This window comes from Oleiphilus sp. HI0132, assembly GCF_001635845.1.
In genome coordinates this window covers 1-4,827 of record NZ_LWGJ01001158.1, presented here as the reverse complement: position 1 = coordinate 4,827, position 4,827 = coordinate 1, and the positions used below count along the sequence as shown (strand labels likewise).

Genomic DNA, 4,827 nt, shown 5'->3' with positions numbered 1-4,827 from the left:
AATACTTTTTGCATTAAATCGCTCATATTAGTGAAAATATAAGGCTTTAAGGCGCATAAAATTGTAACAGCTAGTAAAAAGTAGCATAAATACAGGCAAGTTATACATAGATGTCTAAAAATAAATGTTTAGACATCTAAAATAATAAATTATGAATCAAACCACACTTAGAAGACCGCTAGATACTGATGGCCGATCAGTATTTGCGCTCATAGACCGATGCCCACCTCTGGACACTAACTCAGCGTACTGCAACTTGCTGCAGTGCAGTCATTTCGCTAGCACCTCAGTGATAGCGATAGACGATGACAAGACACTTGGCTTTATATCCGGCTATGTCATTCCCGACCGGCAAGACACTTTATTTATTTGGCAGGTCGCCGTTGATGAGCGTGCTCGCGGTCAAGGTCTTGCTAAGCGAATGCTCAAAGATATTGTGACGCGGCAAGAATGCGCTCAGGTCACTCACTTGGAAACGACCATTACAGCTGACAATAAAGCCTCATGGACTTTATTTGAAAGCTTCGCAAAGGATTTTTCTGCTCCCTTAGCCAAATCTGAAATGTTTAGCAAAGATACGCATTTTGCTGGCTTGCATGACACGGAATTTCTGGTCCGAATCGGTCCATTTAGTTCCTAACCTCGCACACTAAATAAGACTCGCACCAAACATCCTATGGAGGATGCTAATGAAAATATTTGATGAAATTGAATCTGAAGTTCAGAGCTATGCTCGTTCTTTCCCTCGTGTTTTTAATCGCGCTAAGATGGAACACCTCTACGATGAGGAGGAAAATGAGTATCTAGACTTTCTGGCGGGTGCGGGAACACTTAACTACGGGCATAACAATCCGCTATTTAAGCCTCTCTTAATGGACTACATTGAGAATGATGGTATTACGCATGGCCTGGATATGCATACCAAGGCGAAAGGTGAATTTCTAGAGGCTTTTAATGAGAAGATTCTAAAGCCTCGGGATCTCGATTATGTTATGCAGTTTACTGGTCCGACTGGTACCAACGCAGTTGAAGCGGCTTTAAAGCTAGCGCGTAATATTAAAGGCCGTCAGAACATTATTTCTTTCACCAATGGTTTTCATGGCGTTAGCCTTGGCTCTCTGGCTGCGACGGGTAACTCTCATCATCGTGGCGCGGCGGGTGTCAGCTTAGGCGGCGTAAGCCGCGTGCCTTATGACGGCTACTTAGGTGACGAGATTGATACCACAGCTTATCTTGATAAAGTGCTTTCAGATTCCAGCAGTGGCATCGACAAGCCCGCTGCAGTGATTGTTGAAACTGTGCAAGGTGAAGGCGGTATCAATGCGGCTAGTTTTGAATGGTTGCGTAACTTAGAAAAAGTCTGCCGAAAGCATGATGTACTGCTTATCATCGATGATATACAGGCGGGTTGCGGTCGTACTGGCACCTTCTTTAGCTTTGAAGAAGCAGGCATTAAGCCCGATATGGTGACCTTATCGAAATCACTTGGCGGATACGGCTTACCTTTTGCTGTTGTTTTATTTAAGCCAGAGCTGGACCAATGGAAACCAGGAGAGCATAACGGTACGTTTAGAGGCAACAATTTTGCTTTTGTGACCGCGAAAGCTGCCATTGATCATTACTGGTCTGACGACAAATTCTCGAACGAAATTAAGCAAAAAGGCAAATACATTAAATCGCGCCTGGAAAAGATTGTCGACTTGTATGGCGACGGAAATTTCACGACCTGTGGACGCGGCATGTTTCAAGGGATTAACTGTGTAAACGGTGAGATCGCTGGCAACATTACACGCAATGCTTTTCAGCAGGGGCTTATCATTGAGACAAGCGGTGCTGATGATCAGGTGGTTAAATTTTTATGTCCTCTCGTAATCAGTCAAGACTCTCTCAAAAAGGGTATTGATATTGTTGAGCAAGCGATCAAAGAGGTTTGTGCTAAAGAAGACCAAATCCCTGAAGATAGCGACTATTTTGATGATGCGAAGATGGCAGGCTAATCGTCAGTATTTAATGGCTTAGTCATCATGCTATTTTAGGCGTCACGTTATTTAACTGGATAAAGAGAAACAAGGTAAAAAAATGATCGTAAGAAAACTGAGTGAAGCGGAAAATTCATCAAGACGCATTGTCTCTCCTGATGGCAATTGGGAAAGTACGCGTATGCTATTAAAAGATGACCAGATGGGGTTTTCGTTTCACATCACGACTATCTATGAAGGCGCAGATTTTCAGATGCACTATCAAAATCATTTGGAGTCGGTTTACTGCATGTCAGGTGAGGGTGAGATAGAGAATTTGGAAGATGGAAAAGTGCACCCGATCTCTGCAGGCACGATCTATGTTCTGGATAAGCATGACAAGCATATCCTAAGAGCATTTAAAGAAATGAAGATGGCATGCGTCTTCAACCCTCCGCTTAATGGCAAGGAAGTACACAACAAGGAAGGTGCCTACGAATTAGAAGCGGATACTATTGAATAATATATATTGAGTACCTAGTTCTATCCCAATTGATAACAATAAATGAAAGGGCTTTGCTGATGAGCGTACCTAACCCTAACGATAAATATGGCATTCACAGTACTGACTACAGCGTTGGGCAGCACAATGTTCAACGCTGGGGTTTTGATATTCATAACCCGGTATTTGCTGTGAGTTCCGGGCTGATATTGTTATTTTTAGTAGCCACACTGCTAACTGATTCAGCGACCGCAAAAGCTGCATTAGATGGTCTTAAATGGGATATTATTGGTGCTTTCGATGGTTTGTTTATTTGGGCAGGCAATATTTTTGTGTTGTTCTGCCTGGCGCTTATTGTTTCTCCTTTCGGCAAGGTTCGCTTAGGAGGCAATGAGGCAAAAGCAGAGCATTCTACGCTAACATGGCTAGCGATGTTGTTTGCTGCAGGCATGGGCATCGGGCTGATGTTCTGGGGAGTAGCCGAACCTGTTTCCTATTATACCGGCTGGTACAAAACGCCTCTCAATGTGGCAGCAAACACGCCCGAAGCGGCGAGTATGGCCATGGGCGCGACGATGTATCACTGGGGAATTCACCCCTGGGCGATCTATGGCGTCGTTGCGCTTTCCTTAGCTTTTTTTACCTACAACAAAGGGCTTCCACTCTCTATTCGATCCGTTTTTTACCCGCTGCTAGGAGAGCGTACGTGGGGATGGCCTGGCCACATTATCGATATTCTTGCAGTACTTGCGACACTCTTTGGTCTAGCCACATCTTTAGGGCTAGGGGCGCAGCAAGCGGCGAGCGGTATTAATCACGTGTTTGGCACTGATGGCGGTATCGGCTTACAGATTTTAGTTATCGTGGGTGTGACTGCCTTAGCTATCATCTCGGTCGTTAGAGGCTTGGAAGGTGGTGTGAAGTTACTAAGTAACGTGAATATGGTGATCGCCTTTGTATTATTGATTTTTGTTGCAATGGTAGGCTTAGCTGTAGCGCTGGGGAATGTTCCCACTACGATTGGTGCGTACCTTGAGAATATAATACCGCTTAGTAATCCGCACAATCGAGATGACGAAGCCTGGTTTCAAGGTTGGACGGTGTTCTATTGGGCCTGGTGGATATCATGGTCGCCTTTTGTCGGAATGTTTATTGCGCGTATATCTAAAGGCAGAACTATCCGCGAATTCCTCTGTGCCGTGCTACTCGTGCCAACCGCAGTGACTGTAATATGGATGTCGGTCTATGGTGGTATTGCCATCGATCAAGTTGTGAACGGTGTCGGTGAGCTTGGAGCAAATGGTCTAACGGATGTCCCGCTTGCCATGTTTCAGATGTTCGATGAGCTGCCCATGAGTCAGCTTCTATCGATGATCGCTATTCTCCTTGTATTGGTATTCTTTATTACTTCTTCCGATTCAGGGTCTTTGGTCATTGATAGCATTACAGCAGGTGGCAAAATTGATGCGCCCGTACCCCAACGTATCTACTGGGCAACTATTGAAGGCGCAATCGCGGCTGCCTTGTTATGGATAGGAGGGACCGAAGCAATACAAGCGCTGCAAGCAGGTGCTATCTCTTCAGGGTTGCCATTTACCTTTGTGTTGCTTGCGATGTGCGTTAGTTTGTTGATGGGGCTCAGAACTGAGCCTAAGTATTACTCATAACACGATCACGTTTGCTTTGTTAAGGTTAGATTAAATACTTAATGAAGCAGACGTCCGCTTTTAGGGTAATAGTTTAGGCTAAGGATTGTTATCGTTTGTTTGTGCTTCTTCAGAGGGAGTCTGGGGTTTGTCTTTATTGTCGTCACTTAAATCTTGCAGAAGCTTGGCATAATCACTGGCAGTCTTACCGGTAATCACTTCAAGGCGACGAATTTTCTTGTCGAACTCATCCTTAACTTTTTTTAACTCGTTATGCAATTCAACAATGTCGTGTTCATTGTTATCGATATCGGACTTATACTTTTCGAGCTTTTTCAAGGTCGTCTCGAAAACCTTCAAGCCCTGTCGTTGGCGATTGGCTGCTTGTGCTTCTTCCTCAATAATGCCATTTTTACTGGCATCAATCTTAGTACGTTTTACCAGAATAAGCCCTTTGATATCTTGAACTCGGCGAGACAGGACTCGCACGGCATCATTTGGATGACTGTAAAGTTGTTTAAGTTCGCCGTCGATGAGGGCTTGTTTTTCAGCTTCAATTTTCTGTAGGCGCTCTTGTTCTAGGGCGGCGTCTCGGGCAGCAATTTGCTCGGCTGTTAGTTCTGGCGCGACAACTTGGATAACTCTGCCCTGTCTATTCAAAATATCGTAGCCTTTTTTGACATATTCAGGAGGAATAGTCTGATTGAGCACATAGGTTCCC

5 protein-coding genes are annotated in these 4,827 nt (G+C 44.6%); 4 read left to right on the top strand and 1 reads right to left on the bottom strand.

Features of this window, described 5'->3' with window-relative positions:
• Positions 1-151: 151 nt before the first annotated feature.
• From ectA to A3766_RS16125, 4 genes are all read left to right on the top strand, one after another.
• On the top strand, positions 152-640 hold the full coding sequence (gene ectA, locus A3766_RS16140) for a diaminobutyrate acetyltransferase (protein ID WP_068514445.1): 489 nt from the start codon (positions 152-154) through the stop codon (positions 638-640).
• Between the two features lie 49 nt (positions 641-689).
• Positions 690-1,997, top strand: coding sequence for a diaminobutyrate--2-oxoglutarate transaminase (ectB, locus tag A3766_RS16135; RefSeq protein WP_068642503.1), 1,308 nt, complete (start codon positions 690-692; stop codon positions 1,995-1,997).
• An 82-nt stretch (positions 1,998-2,079) separates the two neighbouring features.
• Positions 2,080-2,481, top strand: coding sequence for an ectoine synthase (locus A3766_RS16130; RefSeq protein WP_068514443.1), 402 nt, complete (start codon positions 2,080-2,082; stop codon positions 2,479-2,481).
• Between the two features lie 59 nt (positions 2,482-2,540).
• The gene (locus A3766_RS16125) at positions 2,541-4,127 is read left to right on the top strand and encodes a BCCT family transporter (protein WP_068553458.1); all 1,587 of its coding nucleotides are present in this window, start codon (positions 2,541-2,543) and stop codon (positions 4,125-4,127) included.
• A gap of 78 nt (positions 4,128-4,205) precedes the next feature.
• On the opposite strand, the gene A3766_RS16120 is transcribed toward A3766_RS16125, so the two are convergent.
• A partial coding sequence (locus A3766_RS16120) for a hypothetical protein (protein ID WP_068642500.1) occupies positions 4,206-4,827 on the bottom strand: 622 nt, incomplete at its 5' end.